The sequence below is a fragment of the Bacillus sp. T33-2 genome (genome assembly GCF_002860205.1).
Taxonomy (GTDB): Bacteria; Bacillota; Bacilli; order Bacillales; family Cytobacillaceae; genus T33-2.
In genome coordinates, this window is record NZ_PGVB01000022.1 from 27,244 (window position 1) to 46,685 (window position 19,442).

Here is a 19,442-nt window from a genome sequence, read left to right on the forward strand (position 1 = left end):
AGCATTATCGAATCCGAACTTGGGGTGACTTGAGACAGGTTTGATGATTGTAGGCTGAATAGAGTAACTTGGGGTTACTTGAGACAGGTTTGATGATTGCAGGCTCAATAGAGTCCGAACTTGGGGTAACTTCGGGAAGGTTTGTTATTACTGCACAATAAAACAGGCAAATCGTTCATTATATTTGCTTTTTGGTCCTATATTTTTTGTCTTGTTCTTTGGAAGATAAACCAACCACTAAGGGGCCATAATCCTCATTCTTTTTTATAACTGGTTTTGATCGATTTTAAGAAGCGTCCAAGTGAGGAAGATTCACTGTGGGCCATAATGGTCTGCCAGCCTTCTAAAAATTTAAGGTGGCCGTGCTATATAGCAGGGCCAGCTTTTTGTTATTCTGGAAAATTCGGCTTGTTATCTTGCGGTGTGTAGCTTGTTTCCATCCTTATTCTTAACCAAAGTCTGTTCAGTCGTTTCTTTTCTTTTAGAATTTGAATCTTTCTGAGTTTGTGGGTCCCTCTTCAATACATCAAGATCAGCTAAAAAGGGACTTGGTATATAGGGATACGTATCATCCTTTGTCACTATTTCACCTCCACCTTCAGTTTCTTCAAATTGGTTGAAAATTATTTGCACTGATGAAATAGGGCGCCAGGAAACTAATACTGACTATTCTTAAACACTGGGTGCTCCACTTCAAATATCCCAAGCTTCTTTTAATAACCGAATCCCCTTCTCCATCTCCGCTTCCGATAGACCACCGAAGCCAAGCAGCACTCGCGGTTCCTGGTAATCCTGGCTGCCGTCGTAATAAATCGATAAGGGATAAACTCGAACTCCCCTCTTTAATGCAGCATTAATTAATTCTTCCTCCTTCATTCGGATTTTTACTTTCAAGACGATATGCAGCCCGGATTTTTCACCAATCACCTCAACCCGGCCGCCCATGTACTGCTTTATAGCGTGCGTTAATGCTGCCTGCTTTTTGCGGTAAAGTGTCCTCATTTTATTTAGGTGACTATGCCAATGGCCTCCGTGCATGAAATGGAACAGCGTAACCTGGTGGAGGCGCGAGGCCGTCTGCTTATAAACCATGAAGCGGCCTTTGTATATCTCCAACAGAGACGGCGGCAAAACGAGGTAACTGATCCGGATGGATGGAATCAAAGATTTCGAGAAAGTCCCTAAGTACACAACCCTTCCTTGTGAATCAAGGCCCTGTAAGGATGGGATCGGTTTTCCTTTATATCGGTATTCACCATCGTAATCATCCTCAATGATGTAGCCGTCCTTTTCCTCGGCCCATTTCAACAGTTGTATCCTGCGGGAGATTGGCATCACCATTCCAAGAGGGAATTGGTGGGAGGGCGTAACGTATACAACATTGGCGCCGCTGCTTTTTAATTGGTGGACATCAATCCCGTCTGTATCAAGCGGGATTGGCACCGTACTGACTCCCTGATCCTGGAGGACAATCCTCGTCCGGTGGAAACCAGGACTCTCGAGTGCGTATGTATTTTCTTTGCCAATCACCATGCAAAGCAATCCAAACAGTACCTGGGTGCCGGCGCCAATCACGATTTGCCCGGGAGAACACTTGACTCCCCTCGATGCAAACAGATATTTTGAAATTTCGTTCCGAAGCGATAACTCCCCTTGTGCATCCCCGTTATAGAAAAAATCTCCCTCATCTTCATATAGGGACTGAATGGTTAATTTTCTCCAGGCAGAGTATGGGAAGTTTGCTAAATCGACCTTCCCTGAATTAAAGTCAATATCGAAGTTTGCTTTTTGTTCGCCCTGGTATGTATCCATGTTCTGCGGATATTTTAGTCCGGAAAACATGTCATCCTCCAGCCTGGTGACAAATAGACCCTGGCGCGCTTTGCTTTCTGCATATCCTTCTGCACATAACTGGTCATAGGCAGCCTGGATCGTATTCAGGCTCACCCCAAGATGATTAGATAATTTACGTTTCGAAGGCAATTTTTCACTTTGCCTTATCCTTCCCGTGAATATTTCTTGTTTTATGTAGTTTGATAGCTGAATATACAATGGTTCATTGCTTTTATTTTCAAAAACTGGTGTTAGTTCAATCAAGATAAGCTCCCCCTGTTCTCTCTGGCACCATTAACTTTATCAAATCTGGCACTTTCGATTATACCAGTTTGTGATTAAATAAAGGTTATAAGAAATCAAGGAGGATGCAAAATGACGATTAAAATTACGGAATTGAAAAGCGAAACAGAGTTGCGGGAAGCATTCCCGGTGATGAGGCAGCTGCGTACCCATCTCAATGAACAAAGTTACCTGGAGTTAGTCAAAGAGGCCACAGAGAAAGAAGGATATAAGATGGCTGCTTTGTACGAGCAAGGAAAAATTGTCGCTGTAACAGGCTTTATGCCTATGATCACCTTATACCACGGAAGTTATATCTGGGTCTGTGATTTAGTTACGGTTGCAGGGGCACGTTCGAAAGGATACGGTGCAGCGCTGCTCACCTATGTACAAAACTGGGCAAAAGACAATGGCTACACACTTGTGTCACTATCATCAGGATTGCAGCGTGTAGACGCCCACCGTTTTTATGAAGATAAGATGCACTATGAAAAAACAAGCTTTGTTTATAAAAAGGTTTTAAACTGATGCTAAAGAAGGAAAAGACCTTCCATCTGGAGGTCTTTGTCCCCATGGCAGCCTTACAATTACAAAAATAAAGACATGCCCGGCGCGTCAGGTTCTCGTTCCATGAAGCCTAGTTTGCTGTAAAAACATTGCTTTCCTTTTGCGCAAAATAACTGTACCCATTTGATTCCTTTTTCGCTGCACTTATCAATTATATTTTGAACAATTTTGGTGCCAATTCCTTGATTCTGGTAGTCAGGATGTACCATTACATCACATATGAGTGTCTGGTAAATCCCGTCAGATATCACCCGGCCGAACCCTATCAGATTCCCGTCATGATAAACCGACACACTGTACCAGCTGCTGCAAATGGCCCGATATAGCTCATCATTGGTATAGAGGCCTTTTGCATTCCAGCCTGTTGTCCGATGCAATTTGATAAAATCGTCTTTTATTGGATATACTTCGCTAAACTCAATCTCCATAATTATCTCCCTCACCATGTTATCTATGTATAATTATTTATAATTTATAATAATTATACATCAATGTGAATACCTTACCCATATATTGCTGATTAAAATTCTGTTGGAATAACTTTTTATCAAGGCCGTTTTTTCCATGGGTCAACTGTGCCAACAATATTTAATTGTTTGTCGCTTTTTATAGAATCAATGACGCCATTTGCTATTTCCTCATGTGTCAGCCACCTTGAGAGGCCGTTTTCCTCAATGTTAAACCCCAACTGTACCTGGTGGTATTGACAGCCATCAGGTATATTTATTTTGGTTTTCATTTCTTTCAAGTTTGCACTGCTGCCTAACACGTGGATTAATTTGAAATTTTGGTTGGAGATTGCTTGTATAACCGTATGCAGGGCATATTCGGCATTGGAATGAATCCAGGCAACGACTAAATCTGGCTGGCCATTGTTTTGGATGGCGAATCGCAGTTTTTCGCTCAACTGATTATCATCACGATAATCTACCAATAAAGGCGTTATTAGTGACTGGTCTATTGCCCTGCTTATCATACGGTCCATTTTTCCGGGATTGCGGCCGACCACTGATATATGATATTTTTTGGAGGCTAACCATAATGATACATTAGTCAACATTCCGGTTCCCCCGATAACTAAAGCATGGTTCATATGCACTCACCTCAAAAACTTATATTGGAGTTTATTATACTAGCCTCAATTCTTATTATTGATCAACATAAGAGATATATCGTTCGGGAGGGCTTGACTTTAAAAATAGATAATTAGGAAAAAGCCGAGCATCAGTGGGCATCGGCTTTTCCCAGTTATGGCACAATGCTAATCAAATTTTACTGAGTCTTTCTCAGACATCACATTAAACCCTTCTCGTTTGAGCAATGCGGCTGTCACCCCTTCTCCTGCAACTTTCTTGTTCCCAAAGCTGCCATCATAGATCATTTTCGTTCCGCAGGAAGGGCTGAATTCTTTTAGTATGATTGCGGATGCCTTCATCTTTTTTGCTATTTCTAATGTTTGATAGGCACCTTTTATGTAAAGGTCTGTTACATCTTTGCCCGACTTTTCGACCACTCTCGCTGTTCCTTCCAAAACTTCTGATCCGGTACCGCCAATGATCTCTGCAGGCTCCCTCGGAGTTGTAAACCCGCCTAACATCTCCGGGCATAACATCACGGCTTTATCCTGATCAACTAATTCCTCTATTTTTTTCTCGAGGCACGCGGTCGCGTTATAACGGCAACGCATTCCTGCAAGGCAGGAACTGACAAGAATCATATTGGTTCACCTCCTTGTGTGTATCGAAAAAGGCTTATCAAACAATCCATTTCTCCATAAAAATCAACTCGTCCCTGTTGTAGCCGAGTGTTTCGTAAAACTTCTGGATGTTTGAATTATCCATCTCTATCAGGAGATTTACTTTCTCACAACCTATTGCTCTTAATCTTGATTCAAAATTTTCAAGCAGCATCGACCCAATTTTCCTGCCCTGAAAATCAGGATCGACCGCCAAGTGATGGACCCATCCCCGCCTGCCGTCATAGCTGCCCATCACTACGCCGATAATCTGATTGCTTTCTTCAGCGACAATAAAAAGTTCAGCATCCCGTTGAAGTTTGTGTTGCAGCTTGTCCAGCGAGTCAGACTTGGATAATTGTATCCCGGCCTTTTCCCATAAATGGATGACAGCATCATAGTCGACAATAGTAAACTCCCTGATTTGCATGATGATCACCAATCATTCTAATTTTCTTTGAAATATGTATAAGGCATGCCCTGGCATTGCCGCGTTGGATTAATGCGACAGTCTAATCCCTAGTTGCCATCTTCTAGAAATACATTGTCGCCAACCTTCACTTGCCCAGTTTTTATGACGGACGCATAAACTCCAAAATGATTATCTCTTTCGCGCACAACGGTTTTTAGCAGGGTATTGTCTTTTTCATGGCTTACGGGGTCAATATTGATGATCATGCACCGTTCGCAATGTCTTTTTATCTCTAACTCTATATCGCCGATTATCATTCGTTTTCCAAACCAAAATTCTTCAGCGAAGGGGGCACCTTCACCCATCGCAATCACCAGGTTTGGCCTGAATCTGAGAAAATCAAGCTGCTTTCCCCACATTTGTTCCATTTTAGTGAGAGATGAATCCGTAACAATCAGGATATGCTCTTCTTCGATTGCACCAATTGGCACATGTTTCGGCGTATATTTTACTGGATATACATCTCCCGCAATTTGTTGGATCTCTTTATGAAATGGCTCGTCATCCCAATAAAATTGTTTCCCTTGCGGAGTTGTGATTCTTACCTGAGGATATTTCTCACTGCTTTCTTGTCCCTCAAATTGCGCCTCATATTTCAATAATTCAGGGAAATGGGTCGCCATTACATATTTTCTAGGCTTTGTTTCATCAATGAACACGTGGCTCCTGTCACCGTATAGTCCATAGGCCTCAATTGTGCTTTGCTGAACTTTTTCACCCTGAAAAGATTTAACTGGGTATCGGATAATATTTTGTATTTCACCAATCAACTGTCTGGCCATTCGATCAACTCCATTAAATAATGTTTCGCTTCTGCTAATCTGTGAATTTTTACTTTTACAAATAATTATACAATAACACATTTATATATGATGAAACCTGTACTATAATTCAATTAGAGTGTGGCAGCACGGCCATTTATGTAAGAACAGGGGGATCAAGCATGGCGCTTGGTTATTTTTTAATTTTTTTGTCGGCAACAGGCTTTGGGCTGTTGCCCATTTTCGCGCTCTATTCATATGAACATGGGGTCGATTCGACAACCCTCCTGTTCTTGCGTTTTGCATTCGCAGCAGTATTTTTCTTTTCATATATATTTTTAAAGAAAAAGCACTGGAAGATTACGAGAAAGCAGCTGCTGTCGCTGATTTTTATGGGGGGTGTTCTTTACACATTCCAATCCTTTTTTTACTTTTCGGCAATTCAATATATCCCTGCTTCTTTGGCAGCGTTGCTATTATATCTGTATCCGGTATTTGTCACGATTCTTTCCTTCTTTGTAAATAAAGAAAGGATTTCCAACAAATTATTGCTTTCTATCTTTATTTCCCTGATAGGCATGATTTTTGTACTAGGTTCTCCAGGACAAAGTATGAACGTAATTGGTATCCTGTTGGCTATGGGGGCTGCTATTGTTTATTCCATTTACATTGTTTATGGGAACCGAATCACCGTGCAGGTTCCACCAGTCGCTACAAGTGCTTTTATTGCCTTGTTCGCTTCCGTGTCTTTTTTCTTCGGCGGTCTATACACAGGTGGGCTCGATTTTAAGTTTGAACCGCCCGGCTGGCTCGGGGTCGCAGGCATTTCCCTATTTTCGAGTGTTATAGCGATGCTCACGTTCTTTTCAGGAATGAAACTGGTCGGCCCTTCGCGAGCATCCATTTTGAGCATGATTGAGCCAGTAGTCACAATCCTGTTTTCCACACTGCTGTTCAATGAAAAAATGACCTTTCTGCAAATGGCTGGTGGCCTGATTGTATTGGGTGGCGCGGTCATGGTTGTGTTGTTGAGGGAGAAAAACGAATTGACCAGCCATTGAGACATCGAATGACAAAGCCTATTTTCCTATGCTGATGGAAAAAACGGCTTTCTCTATGGCTAAAGGTTGAGTGATTTAAATTTACAATTATACTTTCGGTTTTAATTTTGGCCAAATATACATAAGGTCTATTAAACCAAGTATGAGTGCAATGATAAACCTACCAATATATTACCTGAAATAACCGTCAGGCCACCAAGTGTAATCGAACCAAATAAACGTATATTTTCGATTAAGTTTCTGTGCTTTTCCATATTGTAAGACTCCATATTACAGCTCCTTTTCACTCTTGCATGTAAATTCCCTTTTCCCACTCATAAAAAATTTCGTCATATAGTATTCATCCACAAATTCTCCATTAATCAAATGAGAAGCCCTTCTTAGCACGATTTATCTTTATAAAGAAACATTACTTTTTAAAGGAAAGATTCTCTGCCATCAGATTGGCGATTTCAACCGAATTTTCGTCCGTCTGTGTTCGCAGCCCGATTACCGCATTTTGCTGCCGCTCTGCTGAATGGTTCTGGTTTAGCTTCCATTTCCCCTCGAACCTCATGATGTCAATTTCAAAGCAGGCGATGCCATTCATCAACCCGTCTGTAAATCGATCATCAAAGTCGGCTTTCCACGGGTTGGGCATGGAAGATTCGTAGTAATCGCCGGTTTTATCGATAATCTCAATCATTTCCTGTTTATTTTCTATTAACTTAAAATCCCCATATATATGTACTGCGACATAATTCCAGGTGGGGACAGTATTCGACTCTTTATACCAGGTTGGTGATATGTATGCATGAGGGCCTTGGAAAACTGCCAGAACCTCCTGGCCATTGAGGTTTTTCCAATGTGGATTTGCTTTTGCCATATGTCCAAGCAAGATCCCGTTTTCTCCTCTGCTTTCATCCACAAGTAATGGCAAATGTGTCGCAAAGGGATGACCCTCTAATTGGGAAAATAAAATCGCAAAACTGTTTCGCCTGACAAAATCAAAAATTTTTTCTTTATCGGTAACCTCAAAAGACTTTGGTATGTACATAGCCATTCCCCCATTACGATTAACCAATTGCTATTGAAACAAGCCATTATGAATTAACTGTTTAATCAACAATCACATTTTTCTGTGGATTTTCCAGGAATTCAAAAGCCATATGAATTTGTGATTCTGTATTCCTTTCAACCGAAAGCACAGGAAGATTGTTTTGAGGGAAAAAATTCACTTGCTTGGTCTCAATCCCCGTCTCGGCTTTTCCTCCGACTATCCCGCATTGGATAAACATTTTATATACATGATACGGTGATGGCGGGTGGGGATGGCATTTTTTATCTAACACAGCCAGCAGCCTCAAGGGAACCACCTCAAAACCGGCCTCCTCTTTTACCTCCTTTACGGCAACTTCAGATGGAGTAAGCCCAATGTCCGCCCAGCCTCCGGGCAATGACCATTTGCCATCCAGCTGTTCCTGGACCAGCAAAATCCTGTCCTGATTAAAAACAACCGCCCTGACATCCACTTTAGGTGTTTGGTACCCGGTTTCATTTGCGAACAGTTTTGTTATCGTTTCAACCTTTAAATCGGTATATTCAGCCAATATCTCGACACTGAGTTCTCTTAATTGCTGGAATCGTTCAATATCATATATATCCTTGGAATAAGTCAAGCCAGCCTGGGATATGGCCTGTATTTGTTTCGCCCATTCCAGCCATTTAACCTGTCCGTTTCCCTGTTCGCGCATGGATTTTGCCCCTTTTCTATACGAAAACTTTTCCAGTGTGTTTTATAAATATATACTATCATAACTTGAGTCTTGCAAAAAACTTGTCGTAAAGATTGTCTAGTTTTGTCATACCTTGAAAACTTCATAAAAATAAGAATGACATCCCTTTAATCACTGGAAATGGAAGTAACTGGCACGAAAAGATGTAAATTCACCCTGTTGCTCATTAGTTGCAGGGAATTCTGTCGGCTACCCTGGTCAATCGTTCTTGTAAAATGCATGATAATCTAACCGATCGAGAAAAAATAAAACTTGCCGACTTTGGCAAGTTTTATCAGGAAATCCCTTGTGCCTTAGGTTCAGGTAAGTTTGGTTACGGTTTTTGCAACGTTTATGGCTAATAGCTCGTTAAGATGCTTATCAATTTGATCATGATAATCCTTTCCCTCAACACCGAATAAACCGAAGTGTCCAGCAATGCTATTGATCATTCTTAGTTCACTATTTGGAATCATTTTTTGTTCTTCTATGCAGTCCCTTGGCGGGAAAAATATATCTTCGTCAATTGGCATAACGAACACTTTGGCTTTTATTCTGCCGAGTGCTTCCTGGAGATTTCCATTTGTCAGTCTACTAACATCTCCTCGTTGCCATTTCCAAGCCATTGAAAGCAAGGCATTAGGATCCATCATTCCAAACAATGGTTGAAGAAAGCCAGAAATAAAATCGTCTAATGTATGAACACCAAATAATGTCCATTTTTCCTGTTTATAAAATTCCGTGCTCAATCCCATGATCGCCCAAATGTTCGCATGCCTTTTCAATCCATCGGCCACTTCTGTGCAAGATTGGTAGTTTCCACCATTCCAGCCTGGATCAGATGTAATCGCTTCCATTAAAGTGGTTGTAAATAAAAAGTCATGTGGTGTGTTTTTAGCAGTCCCGGCAATAGGAGCAGCCCGCTTAACCATATCAGGATATCTCACCGCCCATTCGTAAGTTTGCTGCGCTCCCATTGAACCACCAACAACAAGAGCAATTTCTTTGATGCCCCATTTTTCGGTTATTAACTGGTACTGAGCTCGTACATCATCTCCAATTCTGACATTCGGAAAATTAGCCATATTGACAGGAGCTGGGCTGTTATGCGGAGAACTGGACAGTCCATTTCCGATTTGATTAATGATGATAATAAAATATTCGTTTGGGTTCAGGGCTCGATCAGTTCCAATATACGCTTCCATATCTTTGTTTGTTCCCGAAAACCATGTGGGAATAATAATGACATTGTCTTTCGCTTCGTTCAACTCTCCGAATGTTGCATATGCCAATTTACAGTTGGGGATGCTGCCGCCTTCTTCTAATTCAAAATCGCCCAGGTTGTAAATTTTGTATGGTCCATGATTCTCTTGGGTGTAATATGTATTTTCAAACATAAACAAACCACCCTCCGTAAATTTTTATAATATTCATAATTATTATAATATGAGAGTTTTAAAGTAGGCAATTTTAAAACCAGACAGATAATAACCTTAAACAAATCAGCTGCGCAACAGCCCCCATTCATATGGAGCGGCTGACCTATGCTTTAGCAGACGTTAGGCAAATAAATAAGCCATCTGCAATTTCACCCTTGCTGATGGCTTTATCTATTTGTTTCTATACTTATGAATCAACATTTCCGGCTGCACGTTCTAGGATCTACATAATCGGGATGGTCTTTTATAATGGCATCTACTTCCATATCAATGAGAATATCTGCTGCCCGCGGTGCACGATATTATCAATCTGCCTTAATTGCCTGTAAATTCTTCCGCATGTGCCTGTTGTACTGGAAATGACAGTAAAAATGATGCCGCCAGAAAGAATGCTCATTTCAAACGAAATAATGTACAAGGGGAGTTAGCATAAGTCAAATATATGGGATAAAGACACTGTTTCAACGAACATAAACAAGTGTTATCCAGGGGGAACGGTTGTGCCAACGGCAGCAGCAGGCTGTCTTTGCCCTAATTCCTGATCTAAAATCAAGATAGCAGCAGGGTTATTTTGAGCGAGCCTTAAACGATCTACAATTGTTTGACTCTGAGCTTCTTCTTCAACTTGTTCTCTTAAGAAATCTTGTATGATAACCAAAGTTTGTTGATCATTAGCTTGCAAGACATAATTGTAGGCTTGACGATATGAATTTGTTACAAATTGTTCATGCTCCAATACTCTTTGAAATGCTTCCAAAGGTGTCCCAAAACCAATTGGTTGTGCTGGCAAAGACCTTAGTTCGACAGTTCCGCCGCGATCAACCAGGTAATCCATAAGCGTTAACATGTGAGTTCGTTCTTCCTCCGATTGTAACCTCAGCCATGTTCCCATCCCTCTAAGATTTATTTTATTCATATAGTTTGACATGGCTAGATACAATGCGGATGAAACGTGTTCAAGTTGAATTAAATTGTTCACCAAATTTTGTATTTGTTCATTAATCATCTTTCACCCTCCTGCATTTTATAAGTGACATCCTTGTAATGTTAACTTCTAGTTCAAGCACTCTTTGTTCTAGAAAAGAAAATATTAATCTTCCTTCTTTTTCGTAATGATATTTTTAATGGCTACTTTTACATTATCGATAAGCAAATCCCATTTTTGATGCAGCGTTTGACTTAGTCCAATATGAAACCTTATTTCATAAGGTTCCACTCCTATCAGAAAACCTTTTATTTTATCTTTCTCATTAGCCAATACGTGAAATAAGTGCAGGTTATGTGGTGATATATCTAATCTTTCATGTTGATGTAAATTTGCAAGAGGGTAGTTGGATATATCCCCTGGTTCCTTTCCTGAGATTACAGCATCAAGTATGATCACAAAGCTTGCTCCTTCAATCTGTTCAATGCAATAATCGATATCCGACTCCCCAACCAAGTAACTAATGTTCGAGGTGCATTCACGCTTCTTAAGTTCCTCAACAAGATAGATGCCGATACCATCATCCATCATTAATTGATTCCCAATTCCCAATACCATTATTTTTTCCATTAAAACACCTTTATCGTTTTTACGTGTTTTCCCGGACGATATACATGGGTGGCGCATTGACAGCGATGCTAAAGTCATTTGCCAAAGCTTTTAAAGTTCTTCAAGTAATGTCGTTTTCCCGGCGCCAGGAGAGCTCATTAGATTAATAACAAGGGTTTTATTATTTTGGAAGGTTTTCTCTATTAAATTTGGCAGCTAAGTTGTGGTCTTATGGAACATCGGCTTGAAGCTCAACTTTCATCTTTATCACTTCCTTCATAAGATTCCACTCTAAATGTTTCACCTGAGATGAGCAAACTGTTTGGAAGATGACATTTAGGACACACTGCTATGCGATAGTCCGGTATAAATTCTTGCTGGCAAGTTTGACATTTGGCTTTCGCCACTTCACGTATAATATGTAAATGAGTATTGTCATCAATTAATCCTAAACCTTGTTTTCTCATAAAGAGAAAGGCTAACTCCAGGGCATCGGGCAAGACATTAGATAAATCGCCTACAATAACTTCTATTTTGTTGACATGATTAATATTTCTCTGGATCGCATCTTCGCATACCAGGTTTATTACCTCCACCATAAGTGACATTTCATGCATTATCACACCTTCTCTAATTATCCTTCTTTAAAGTTATGCAAACTAATTGAAATAAAGACCTTTCTGATAATGCCGGTACCGAAAGAATTTTCACTAAAGAGCTAAGTATATTCTAAATTCGAATAAGCTGGTACTGTTCGCTCGTTAGCCCTTTTATCTCTGTAAAATACTTATATAGACGATATCTAGTTATTGAACTCCCTCAATAAGAAAAGCGATCCCATTAAGAATCGCCTGAATGAACAAATGTTTCTTTGATTTTATAATTTGTAATCAAATAAAACACACTAAAAATTTCGAGCAGTCCTTAAATTCTCCCAATGTACTTTGGATCCCTAATAATTCCTGGTTGCCCTGGCACCCAATTAGCAGGGAGCACTTCTCCTGTCCTTCTACTATATTGTATGCCTTGAATTACCCTTAAAATCTCGTAAACATTTCTACCAACTTCTAAAGGGTTAAAGAATTTGGTAACAATCGTGCCTTCAGGATCTATAATGATAGTTGCTCTGAGTGTAGCTCCAGTTTTCTCATTTAGTACTCTGTATGCTTTACTCATTTTATGTGTTCGGTCACTTAAAAGTGGAAACCTTACCTTTGACGCAGATGGAGACACCTCAGTAAAAACTTTATGGGAATATACACTATCGGTACTTATAGCAAGTACTTCTGTATTTAGAAACTTCAGTTGTTCATAAATAGCAGCGACCGCTGCCAACTCTGTTGGTCAAACAAAAGTGAAATCACTTGCATAAAAAAATAAGATAACCCATTTTCCACGATAACTGTCCAGACGAACCTCTTTTATTTTCTTTTCAACATTGTCGTAAGCTTCTGCCACAAAAAGGGGTGCTAAATCATTTGTTTGAGCACAAAATGGAAGTGCACAGTCTTCTAAAACGCCCATAGGCCTTATAAATTCCATTTTTCACCTCAATTCATTTCACCTGAATGATTAGGCTTTAAATTGTATTTCAATACATTTGTATGTATGTTTGTTTGTCCAATTGAGCCTATTTTGGGTAAGTCTACAATTGATCACTTTACAATTTAAAAACAGAATTTTAGTGATATCTTCATGAATGCTAAAAGGGGTACTAAGTCATCTCACTTAGCATCCCTTTATCATACTAGGTTTTAAATTGAGCATCAATTAAGGAAGCAGAATCTGGCTTATCTTATAAGAAACATTATCTAATATTAGCACCAGCTTCTTTCGCTAACAGAGAAGCCTAAAAAAGAAAAAAGGTCCTTTGTCAAACTTTTATCAACAAGCGGCAAGTCGCTTTAGCTATTAAAATAATTTATTAACTTGAGTCATGCAAAAAAGCTGTCGTAAAAAATGTCGCTTTTTAGCTTGTTTTGAAATATGCATTAAAATAAGAATGACATCCCTTTAATAGTGGAAATTGTAGGTTACCACACCAATAGGGAAAATTCCTGAAAAAAGGAGATATATTTGTACGGACTCACGAACAATATTGTGGACCTTATTTCTACAAACCGCGCCAAAATCCAAATAAGCAAAGGAAAAATTAATGGTTTACAACCGGTATCCCACCTGACAGTTCGGCTAAAAGACAAAAACCCGGAAAGTTCCCTTTCCCGGAGCCGTCATGGATAATCATTGAAACTTAACGTCAATTTTTTTCTTATTTCCTTGTTCGTCATTCAGTTTCGGCATGCGGATTTCAAGAACGCCATTCCTGTATGTTGCTTTCGCCTCTTCCTCTGTGGAAACACTGGCTGGCAAGCGGACCGATCGTTGGAAGCTTGCTGTAAACCGCTCTTGCTTATGCATATTTTCCTCTTTTATTTCGTTCATCCAGTTGACTGTTCCACTGATAGACAGAGATTATGATCATCGATGTGGTTCGTTACATCATCTTTCTTTTCTAATCCTGGGGTATCTGAAGTTGCAACTACTTCGGTTTCCGTTTCATATAAATCAATTCTGGGCATGCCGAAATTCTGGCTTAGACCGAATCCAGAATTAAAGAGTTGATTCAATCCCCACCTCATGTTATCAAGCTGGCGGAATGGTTCAAATGGTATTAGTGACACGTGAAATCGCCTCCTGATTCAATTTCAATCATTAGCAATCTCAATGGTGAATTTTCAATATCCCTTACATAGGATTGATTGATGTTTCTTGAAATTCCGGTTTTCTTATACCTTCAGGTTTTTTGTTAAGCATGAACGCAAAATTTGGCGGGCGTCCGGTCAGCTCTTTGCCAACCCGTTTAAACTCTTCTTTAAGGAAACGTTCAATCTTCCTGCGCCTGCGGCCTGCTTTTGTTGCCATTGTGCAGTCCTCCTTTAACGGTAGTTTTTAAACATTGCCCCTGAATTCCTGTAAATACTTGCTGGCATTGATCGGTGGTAATCGTAATCGTCTGTTTCATAGTAGCAAATCCCCAGGATAAGCCCCGCGCCTGATCGAATCCCTGCAGGCGTTGCAAGATGGGCTGTCTCGTTGCCAAGAATAGAGTTCTTGTCCGCAATAGATACAGAATTCTGCCATACTTACCCCTCCTCACAGAATGGATGATTACCTTTGCACCATAAATATATAAAATGAAAAAACTACTATCAACACTGATTTAAAGCGATTTCCCATAATTTTTTTTAATAATCCACCATTTTAAAAATTCACCTTATTATTTTTTATTTTTTCTTCTGGTTTCTTCGTTTTTCTCCGTCTCCCGAAAGAAATTTGGCTGCCCAGTTCACTATATCTGTTCATCAAAAACCGCCCAAATGGTAAACATAACAGTAAAAACCGGGAAGGTGAACAGAATGAATAAATTAGTTGGATGGTCACTTTTGCTATTGTTTTTGATGTTCCCTTGTATTGCCAACGCCGAAAAACCAGCGGATGAAGGTGTTAAAGTAGCATTTGAAAGGGACGGATATTTGTGGACCAAAATAGATGGGCGTGAACAAAGGATTACGGACAAACCATCCAAATATGCATATCCACCACAGTGGTCACATGATGGCAAATTGATCGCTTACTTAAAAGAAATGGTCGAGCCTAATGCCCACAGCCAGGATCAATATGATATATGGGTCTATAATACCGAAACGAAAAAGCGCGATAAAATTTTCAGTGGTGGCAGCAATCCGAAATGGTCACCAACACAAAATGTCTTGGCCTTTAAGAGCGGCGGTGTCTTAAATGTTTCGGATTTAAATCAATTTAATAACGTTGCTTTAGGCGTCGATGATTATAACTGGTTTCCTGACGGGAAAAGCTTCATTGCATCGGGTGCAGCGTCCCTTATGCCAGATGGATGGACTAATCCGATTTTATATAGAATTACCCTTCCGGAAGACCTGAAAAATATAAAAAGCTTAACTGATAATGTTAAAAGATTATTTGTAATTCCTGGCGAGGTTGCAAAAGGATCGGTGAGTGTCCCTGCGATTAACGCATCAAACTTTGAGTTCTCAACCGATGGTAACTGGATTTCTTTCATTGTATGTCCCACCGCCTCATGGTCGATGGACAGCAATATGATTTGTGCGATATCTGCTGATGGAGAACAATTTGAAGTGATTGACGAGATGATATTTGAAATCGGAAACCCACAATGGGCACCAAGCAAAAACTTGCTTGCATACATTGCTGGGGGCGGCAGGATCGTGATGGGCTTTAAGAATAAGGATTTAAAAATAACGGAATTTCCAGCTTTTAAATCACTCACCCTCACCCCACCAGGTTTTGCCGAAATGGGTTTCACCTGGATCGATGACCGGTCGTTCATCGTCTCCCGGGTAAAGGAAACTGAATGGTCCAACGATCCGGCACAGCACCCGAAAAAATCATTGTATTATACCTCGCTTGATAAGATGCAAAAAAGGCTGACTGATCCCCCCGGTTTTGCCGATGATGTTGATCCGGAATATATTCCGTCGATCAAAAAGGTAGCATGGATCCGTCGTACTGGCGGGAAAACTGATCTATGGCGCTCTGAAATCGATGGAAGAAAGGCTGAAATCTGGATCAGGAACATTGGTGTGTACTCGTTTTTTCCTGAAAAGTGTGGCAGGGATTAGCTCCCTGCCTTTGTTTTGTTTGCTGTCGAATAATAAACATTTGTTTAGCGGGTGGGAACAAGGTAAAATCCAGGAGGTGCGGGACGTAACGGAGCAAAACTCTGGCGAAAGCAAGGGATGCTGCGAGATCAAGGTCGAAACGGACCACATCTGCTGCAGCCTAGACAAAAGCAAGCACCCCCTTCGCTGCATCTAAGGGGGTTCTTCGCATCATTCTCCAGTTGCGGCAAAACGTTTGATCCTGTCACCAATCTCATCCCGGACGCGCTGGAAAAAAGCCCATTTTTCTGCGTCTGTTCCCGCTTTACATGCGGAGGGGTCGTTGGGCAATGTTCATCGGCATGTCCGCACAACGTCACTACCAAATCCGCTTTGTTGAGGATTTGTGGATCGATGACATCCGATGTTTCGTTTGAGATGTCTACACCTGCTTCAGCCATTGCTTTTACAGCATTGGGATTCAAGCCATGCGCTTCCAACCCTGCGCTTTTTACGCCCCATTCATTCCCCAGGTATTTTTTTGCCCAGCCCTCAGCCATCTGGCTTCGGCATGATTTACATTCACCTTTTTGAGTGATTATGAAACGATCAGCAGCCATATGTACAGACCGGCCAAAGTTACAAAAAGTGTGGGGATCGTGAGTATAATTCCCGTTTTAAAATAGGTCCCCCATGGTATTTCTGCCCGGGCCATATGTAAAGCCGACCACTCAAAAAACCCGATGTCATCCAATATTAAAGAAATAATAATGATTGCTATGAATGCCAATGTCGCATTCCATACGATGTGCGTTACCTGTATGACATCATTAAGGTCAACGACGCCAAGCAGCAGCACCAGGGTTGCTCCCCCGCAAGCTGACCACCCGATCGATAGGTTTCTTGGCTGCCAGATGACGAGAGTCAATGTCAATAAAAAGATGATAATGCTTAAAATAACCGAACCCACTGACGTTTTTCCTCCTAGTTAGTCACAACAGATCGCTCTTCGCGTGGATTCCAATTCATCCAACTTCAATTTTTGGCTTGGTAAATCGTTGATGACCGTTTGAATAAATGAATGATAAGGATAGTCATTATTTAAGGAATAATATATCCATTGGCCCCTTCGCGATTCCTTGACTATTCCAGCGTCTTTTAGTTTTCTCAAGTGCTGGCTGATGGCTGGCTGGCTCATTTCAAAAAGCTCGACAAATTCACAAACACAGCATTCCTGTTCCGCCACAATTTTCACGATAGCCAGACGCATACTATCGCCAGATAGTTTAAATATATTTGCAGCTGTGACTAATTCTATTTCTTTGCTGGTTTGCATTCTTAACCCTCCCCTTCAATGCTCTTTATAATTATATAACCATATGCTTATATATTAAACTACAAAAAAAGAAAAGACCTGCTGTGTGCCAGACCTTTTCAATCAAACTTACTATGAATATGATGGGTGCGGTATGCTCTTATGCACTGTCAATCAAGTTAGCGCTCACGCCTTGTGTGCAACATGCGGTGCTGTTTCTGCCACTGTTACGCCTTCCCAGCCCTTGCCGACATCCACCCATCCCTTTGCTGATGAATATTGAACTAGCTCATCGCATGTCAGTTCGATCGCTGAGTTTGTGCTGCCACAGGCAGGGAACACTGTTTCGAAACGCTTCATCGATATATCCAGATACACGTCCAAATCATTGGCCAGACCGAACGGGCATACACCGCCGACGACGTGGCCGGTTTGCTCGAGGACTTCGTCCGGGGAAAGCATGCGAGCCTTAAATTGAAAGGTTTGCCGAAATTTCTTGTTATCGATTTTTGCATCACCTGCGGTGACGACCAATATTGCTTTATCTCCCTCTCCCCGGAACGAAACCGTCTTTGCAATCCGCGCGGGCTGGACGCCAATCGTTTCAGCAGCCTGTTCAACAGTGGCGCTCGATGTTTTGAATTCCATTATGTCCGCTTCACGGCTCCATTGTTTAAAATGGGATTTCACGCTCTCCAATGACATCCTTATTCATCCTTTCCCTGTCGATATATGTAAGATGATACCATCCTTTAGCGCGGCAAAGCAACATAAATAGGACGCAGTGGTAGAGACACGACGCATGCCGGCGGTATTTATGAGCGCTAATAGCAGTACCGCTCAAAAACTGTACCAATCTAAGAGGCTGCCCGAAACGAGCAGCCCTCTGCAATTTCACCTGTATGATTTGCTGTACATCGTATACTTGCTGATCTTTTCCATGCTTGGTGCATAACCAATGCCTGGAGAATCTGGGACCGTAATTGTTCCTTTTTCCACAGTAACTTCAGGTTCAATGATGTCCTCTGCCCAATACAGGGAGGAAGCGGCGGTATCGCCTGGAAGGGAAAAGTTAGGCAATGAGGTAATCGCAATATTATGCGCCCTTCCTATTCCTGATTCAAGCATTCCGCCACACCACACCGCAAGCCCATGTTGTTGGCACAAATCGTGGATTTTCCTGGATTCGGTCAAGCCCCCCACGCGGCCTATTTTTATATTTATAATCTTGCAGCTTCCTAATTTAATCGCCTTTCTTGCATCCTCAAACGAGTGGATACTTTCGTCGAGGCACACTGGCGTATTTATCCGTGATTGCAGCTCGGCATGGTCGATGATATCATTATAGGCAAGCGGCTGTTCGATCATCATCAAGTTGTAATCGTCAAGTGCTGCGAGCGTATTGATATCCTGCAATGTATAGGCAGAGTTTGCATCAGCCATCAGCGGAATGTCCGGATATACTTTGCGTATCTCTTTAATCAATTCAACATCCCATCCAGGCTTGATCTTTAGTTTGAAACGTTTATACCCGTCTTGGAGGCGTTGCTCGATCACATGCAATGTTTCTTGAATGGAATCTTTGATCCCGATGCTTACCCCCGACATCTATTTTTCGTTTTGTTCCACCTAGCATGCTTGCGAGGGAAGCATTTTTCCCTTTGGAATACAGATCCCAAACCGCACCCTCCAGCGCCGCCTTTGCCATGTAATTCCCGCGGAGGTGGCTGAAATATTTTTCCGATAGTTCATCAGGATGGGCCACTTCATTTTTAAATAAAATGGGAATTAAGTAATCTTCGAGAATATGCCAGTTTGTTTTCACGGTTTCCTCATTATACAATGGGTCAAGCATTGCTACTGATTCTGCCCAGCCGGAAATCCCATCCTCACCGATCACTTCCACAAGAATGAATTCCCTGTCATATTCTGTCATGAAGCTTGTTGTAAAAGGATGGAGCAAATCGAGCTTCATATGACGTAAGATGACTTTGTTTATTTTCATAAACCCTTCTCCTTTGTTTGGACAGT

Annotated in this window: 22 protein-coding genes and 4 pseudogenes; 3 read left to right on the forward strand and 23 right to left on the reverse strand. The window is 41.1% G+C overall.

All coding sequences use genetic code 11. The features are described from left to right. Positions 1-411: 411 nt before the first annotated feature. Positions 412-582, reverse strand: coding sequence for a hypothetical protein (locus tag CVD19_RS24850; protein WP_180953651.1), 171 nt, complete (start codon positions 580-582; stop codon positions 412-414). 111 nt (positions 583-693) lie between these two features. Next, positions 694-2,097 carry a MocR-like pyridoxine biosynthesis transcription factor PdxR gene (gene pdxR, locus CVD19_RS15390; protein WP_101582951.1) on the reverse strand — a complete coding sequence of 468 codons (1,404 nt, stop codon included), beginning with the start codon at positions 2,095-2,097 and terminating at the stop codon, positions 694-696. Between the two features lie 111 nt (positions 2,098-2,208). Here pdxR and CVD19_RS15395 point away from each other — a divergent pair, with 111 nt between their 5' ends. Next, positions 2,209-2,643, forward strand: a complete 435-nt coding sequence (locus CVD19_RS15395; RefSeq protein ID WP_101582954.1) for a GNAT family N-acetyltransferase — start codon at positions 2,209-2,211, stop codon at positions 2,641-2,643. A gap of 59 nt (positions 2,644-2,702) precedes the next feature. Here the strand turns inward: CVD19_RS15395 and CVD19_RS15400 are convergent, their stop codons facing one another. The 5 genes from CVD19_RS15400 to CVD19_RS15420 all read right to left on the reverse strand — a co-directional run bounded on the left by CVD19_RS15400 (position 2,703) and on the right by CVD19_RS15420 (position 5,671). Then, a complete protein-coding gene (locus CVD19_RS15400; RefSeq protein ID WP_101582956.1) occupies positions 2,703-3,110 on the reverse strand; it encodes a GNAT family N-acetyltransferase in 408 nt (135 codons plus the stop codon). Positions 3,111-3,229: 119 nt separating this feature from the next. Beyond that, positions 3,230-3,775 carry a short-chain dehydrogenase gene (locus tag CVD19_RS15405; protein ID WP_101582958.1) on the reverse strand — a complete coding sequence of 182 codons (546 nt, stop codon included), beginning with the start codon at positions 3,773-3,775 and terminating at the stop codon, positions 3,230-3,232. A 168-nt stretch (positions 3,776-3,943) separates the two neighbouring features. Next, positions 3,944-4,399 (reverse strand): DUF523 domain-containing protein, encoded by a 456-nt coding sequence (locus CVD19_RS15410; protein WP_101582960.1) that lies wholly within the window; start codon positions 4,397-4,399, stop codon positions 3,944-3,946. A gap of 37 nt (positions 4,400-4,436) precedes the next feature. Next, positions 4,437-4,847, reverse strand: coding sequence for a GNAT family acetyltransferase (locus CVD19_RS15415; RefSeq protein WP_101582962.1), 411 nt, complete (start codon positions 4,845-4,847; stop codon positions 4,437-4,439). Between the two features lie 89 nt (positions 4,848-4,936). After that, a complete protein-coding gene (locus CVD19_RS15420) occupies positions 4,937-5,671 on the reverse strand; it encodes an MOSC domain-containing protein (protein ID WP_101582965.1) in 735 nt (244 codons plus the stop codon). 161 nt (positions 5,672-5,832) lie between these two features. Between CVD19_RS15420 and CVD19_RS15425 the strand changes: the two genes are divergently transcribed. Further along, positions 5,833-6,711, forward strand: coding sequence for a DMT family transporter (locus tag CVD19_RS15425; RefSeq protein WP_101582967.1), 879 nt, complete (start codon positions 5,833-5,835; stop codon positions 6,709-6,711). Between the two features lie 409 nt (positions 6,712-7,120). On the opposite strand, the gene CVD19_RS15430 is transcribed toward CVD19_RS15425, so the two are convergent. The 11 genes and pseudogenes from CVD19_RS15430 to CVD19_RS24855 all read right to left on the reverse strand — a co-directional run bounded on the left by CVD19_RS15430 (position 7,121) and on the right by CVD19_RS24855 (position 14,360). After that, entirely contained in the window at positions 7,121-7,747 is a 627-nt protein-coding gene (locus CVD19_RS15430) for an FMN-binding negative transcriptional regulator (protein WP_101582969.1), read from the reverse strand. Between the two features lie 61 nt (positions 7,748-7,808). Beyond that, positions 7,809-8,444, reverse strand: coding sequence for an NUDIX hydrolase (locus CVD19_RS15435; RefSeq protein ID WP_101582971.1), 636 nt, complete (start codon positions 8,442-8,444; stop codon positions 7,809-7,811). A 341-nt stretch (positions 8,445-8,785) separates the two neighbouring features. Further along, positions 8,786-9,862 (reverse strand): alpha/beta fold hydrolase, encoded by a 1,077-nt coding sequence (locus CVD19_RS15440; RefSeq protein ID WP_101582973.1) that lies wholly within the window; start codon positions 9,860-9,862, stop codon positions 8,786-8,788. 523 nt (positions 9,863-10,385) lie between these two features. Further along, positions 10,386-10,907, reverse strand: coding sequence for a ferritin (locus tag CVD19_RS15445; RefSeq protein ID WP_101583185.1), 522 nt, complete (start codon positions 10,905-10,907; stop codon positions 10,386-10,388). Positions 10,908-10,994: 87 nt separating this feature from the next. Next, positions 10,995-11,459 carry a hydrogenase maturation protease gene (locus CVD19_RS15450; protein WP_101582976.1) on the reverse strand — a complete coding sequence of 155 codons (465 nt, stop codon included), beginning with the start codon at positions 11,457-11,459 and terminating at the stop codon, positions 10,995-10,997. Between the two features lie 58 nt (positions 11,460-11,517). Continuing rightward, positions 11,518-11,700 (reverse strand): annotated as a pseudogene (locus CVD19_RS25905) (hydrogenase nickel incorporation protein HypB); the annotation flags it as partial. Further along, positions 11,690-12,055: a hydrogenase maturation nickel metallochaperone HypA/HybF gene (locus CVD19_RS15460; protein WP_101582979.1), complete on the reverse strand. Its 366-nt coding sequence runs from the start codon at positions 12,053-12,055 to the stop codon at positions 11,690-11,692. The gene CVD19_RS15460 and the pseudogene CVD19_RS25905, both read right to left, overlap by 11 nt. Positions 12,056-12,362: 307 nt before the next feature. After that, positions 12,363-12,962 (reverse strand): peroxiredoxin, encoded by a 600-nt coding sequence (locus tag CVD19_RS15465; protein WP_257985165.1) that lies wholly within the window; start codon positions 12,960-12,962, stop codon positions 12,363-12,365. Positions 12,963-13,679: 717 nt separating this feature from the next. After that, positions 13,680-13,856, reverse strand: coding sequence for an Hsp20/alpha crystallin family protein (locus CVD19_RS25910; protein ID WP_374702895.1), 177 nt, complete (start codon positions 13,854-13,856; stop codon positions 13,680-13,682). A gap of 20 nt (positions 13,857-13,876) precedes the next feature. Then, complete coding sequence (locus CVD19_RS25915) at positions 13,877-14,119, reverse strand: hypothetical protein (protein WP_374702896.1); 243 nt, start codon at positions 14,117-14,119, stop codon at positions 13,877-13,879. A 64-nt stretch (positions 14,120-14,183) separates the two neighbouring features. Further along, on the reverse strand, positions 14,184-14,360 hold the full coding sequence (locus tag CVD19_RS24855) for a hypothetical protein (protein WP_180953652.1): 177 nt from the start codon (positions 14,358-14,360) through the stop codon (positions 14,184-14,186). 494 nt (positions 14,361-14,854) lie between these two features. Here CVD19_RS24855 and CVD19_RS15480 point away from each other — a divergent pair, with 494 nt between their 5' ends. After that, positions 14,855-16,117, forward strand: a complete 1,263-nt coding sequence (locus tag CVD19_RS15480) for a TolB family protein (RefSeq protein WP_101582987.1) — start codon at positions 14,855-14,857, stop codon at positions 16,115-16,117. Between the two features lie 210 nt (positions 16,118-16,327). Here the strand turns inward: CVD19_RS15480 and CVD19_RS15485 are convergent. From CVD19_RS15485 to menC, 5 genes and pseudogenes are all read right to left on the reverse strand, one after another. After that, positions 16,328-16,716, reverse strand: a pseudogene (locus CVD19_RS15485) (arsenate reductase/protein-tyrosine-phosphatase family protein). A gap of 20 nt (positions 16,717-16,736) precedes the next feature. Then, positions 16,737-17,066: pseudogene (locus tag CVD19_RS15490) on the reverse strand (ArsB/NhaD family transporter); the annotation flags it as partial. A gap of 18 nt (positions 17,067-17,084) precedes the next feature. After that, positions 17,085-17,432 (reverse strand): ArsR/SmtB family transcription factor, encoded by a 348-nt coding sequence (locus CVD19_RS15495; RefSeq protein WP_101582991.1) that lies wholly within the window; start codon positions 17,430-17,432, stop codon positions 17,085-17,087. Between the two features lie 165 nt (positions 17,433-17,597). Next, on the reverse strand, positions 17,598-18,116 hold the full coding sequence (locus CVD19_RS15500) for a YbaK/EbsC family protein (RefSeq protein WP_101582993.1): 519 nt from the start codon (positions 18,114-18,116) through the stop codon (positions 17,598-17,600). A 189-nt stretch (positions 18,117-18,305) separates the two neighbouring features. Next, positions 18,306-19,416, reverse strand: a pseudogene (menC, locus tag CVD19_RS15505) (o-succinylbenzoate synthase). Positions 19,417-19,442: the final 26 nt, after the last annotated feature.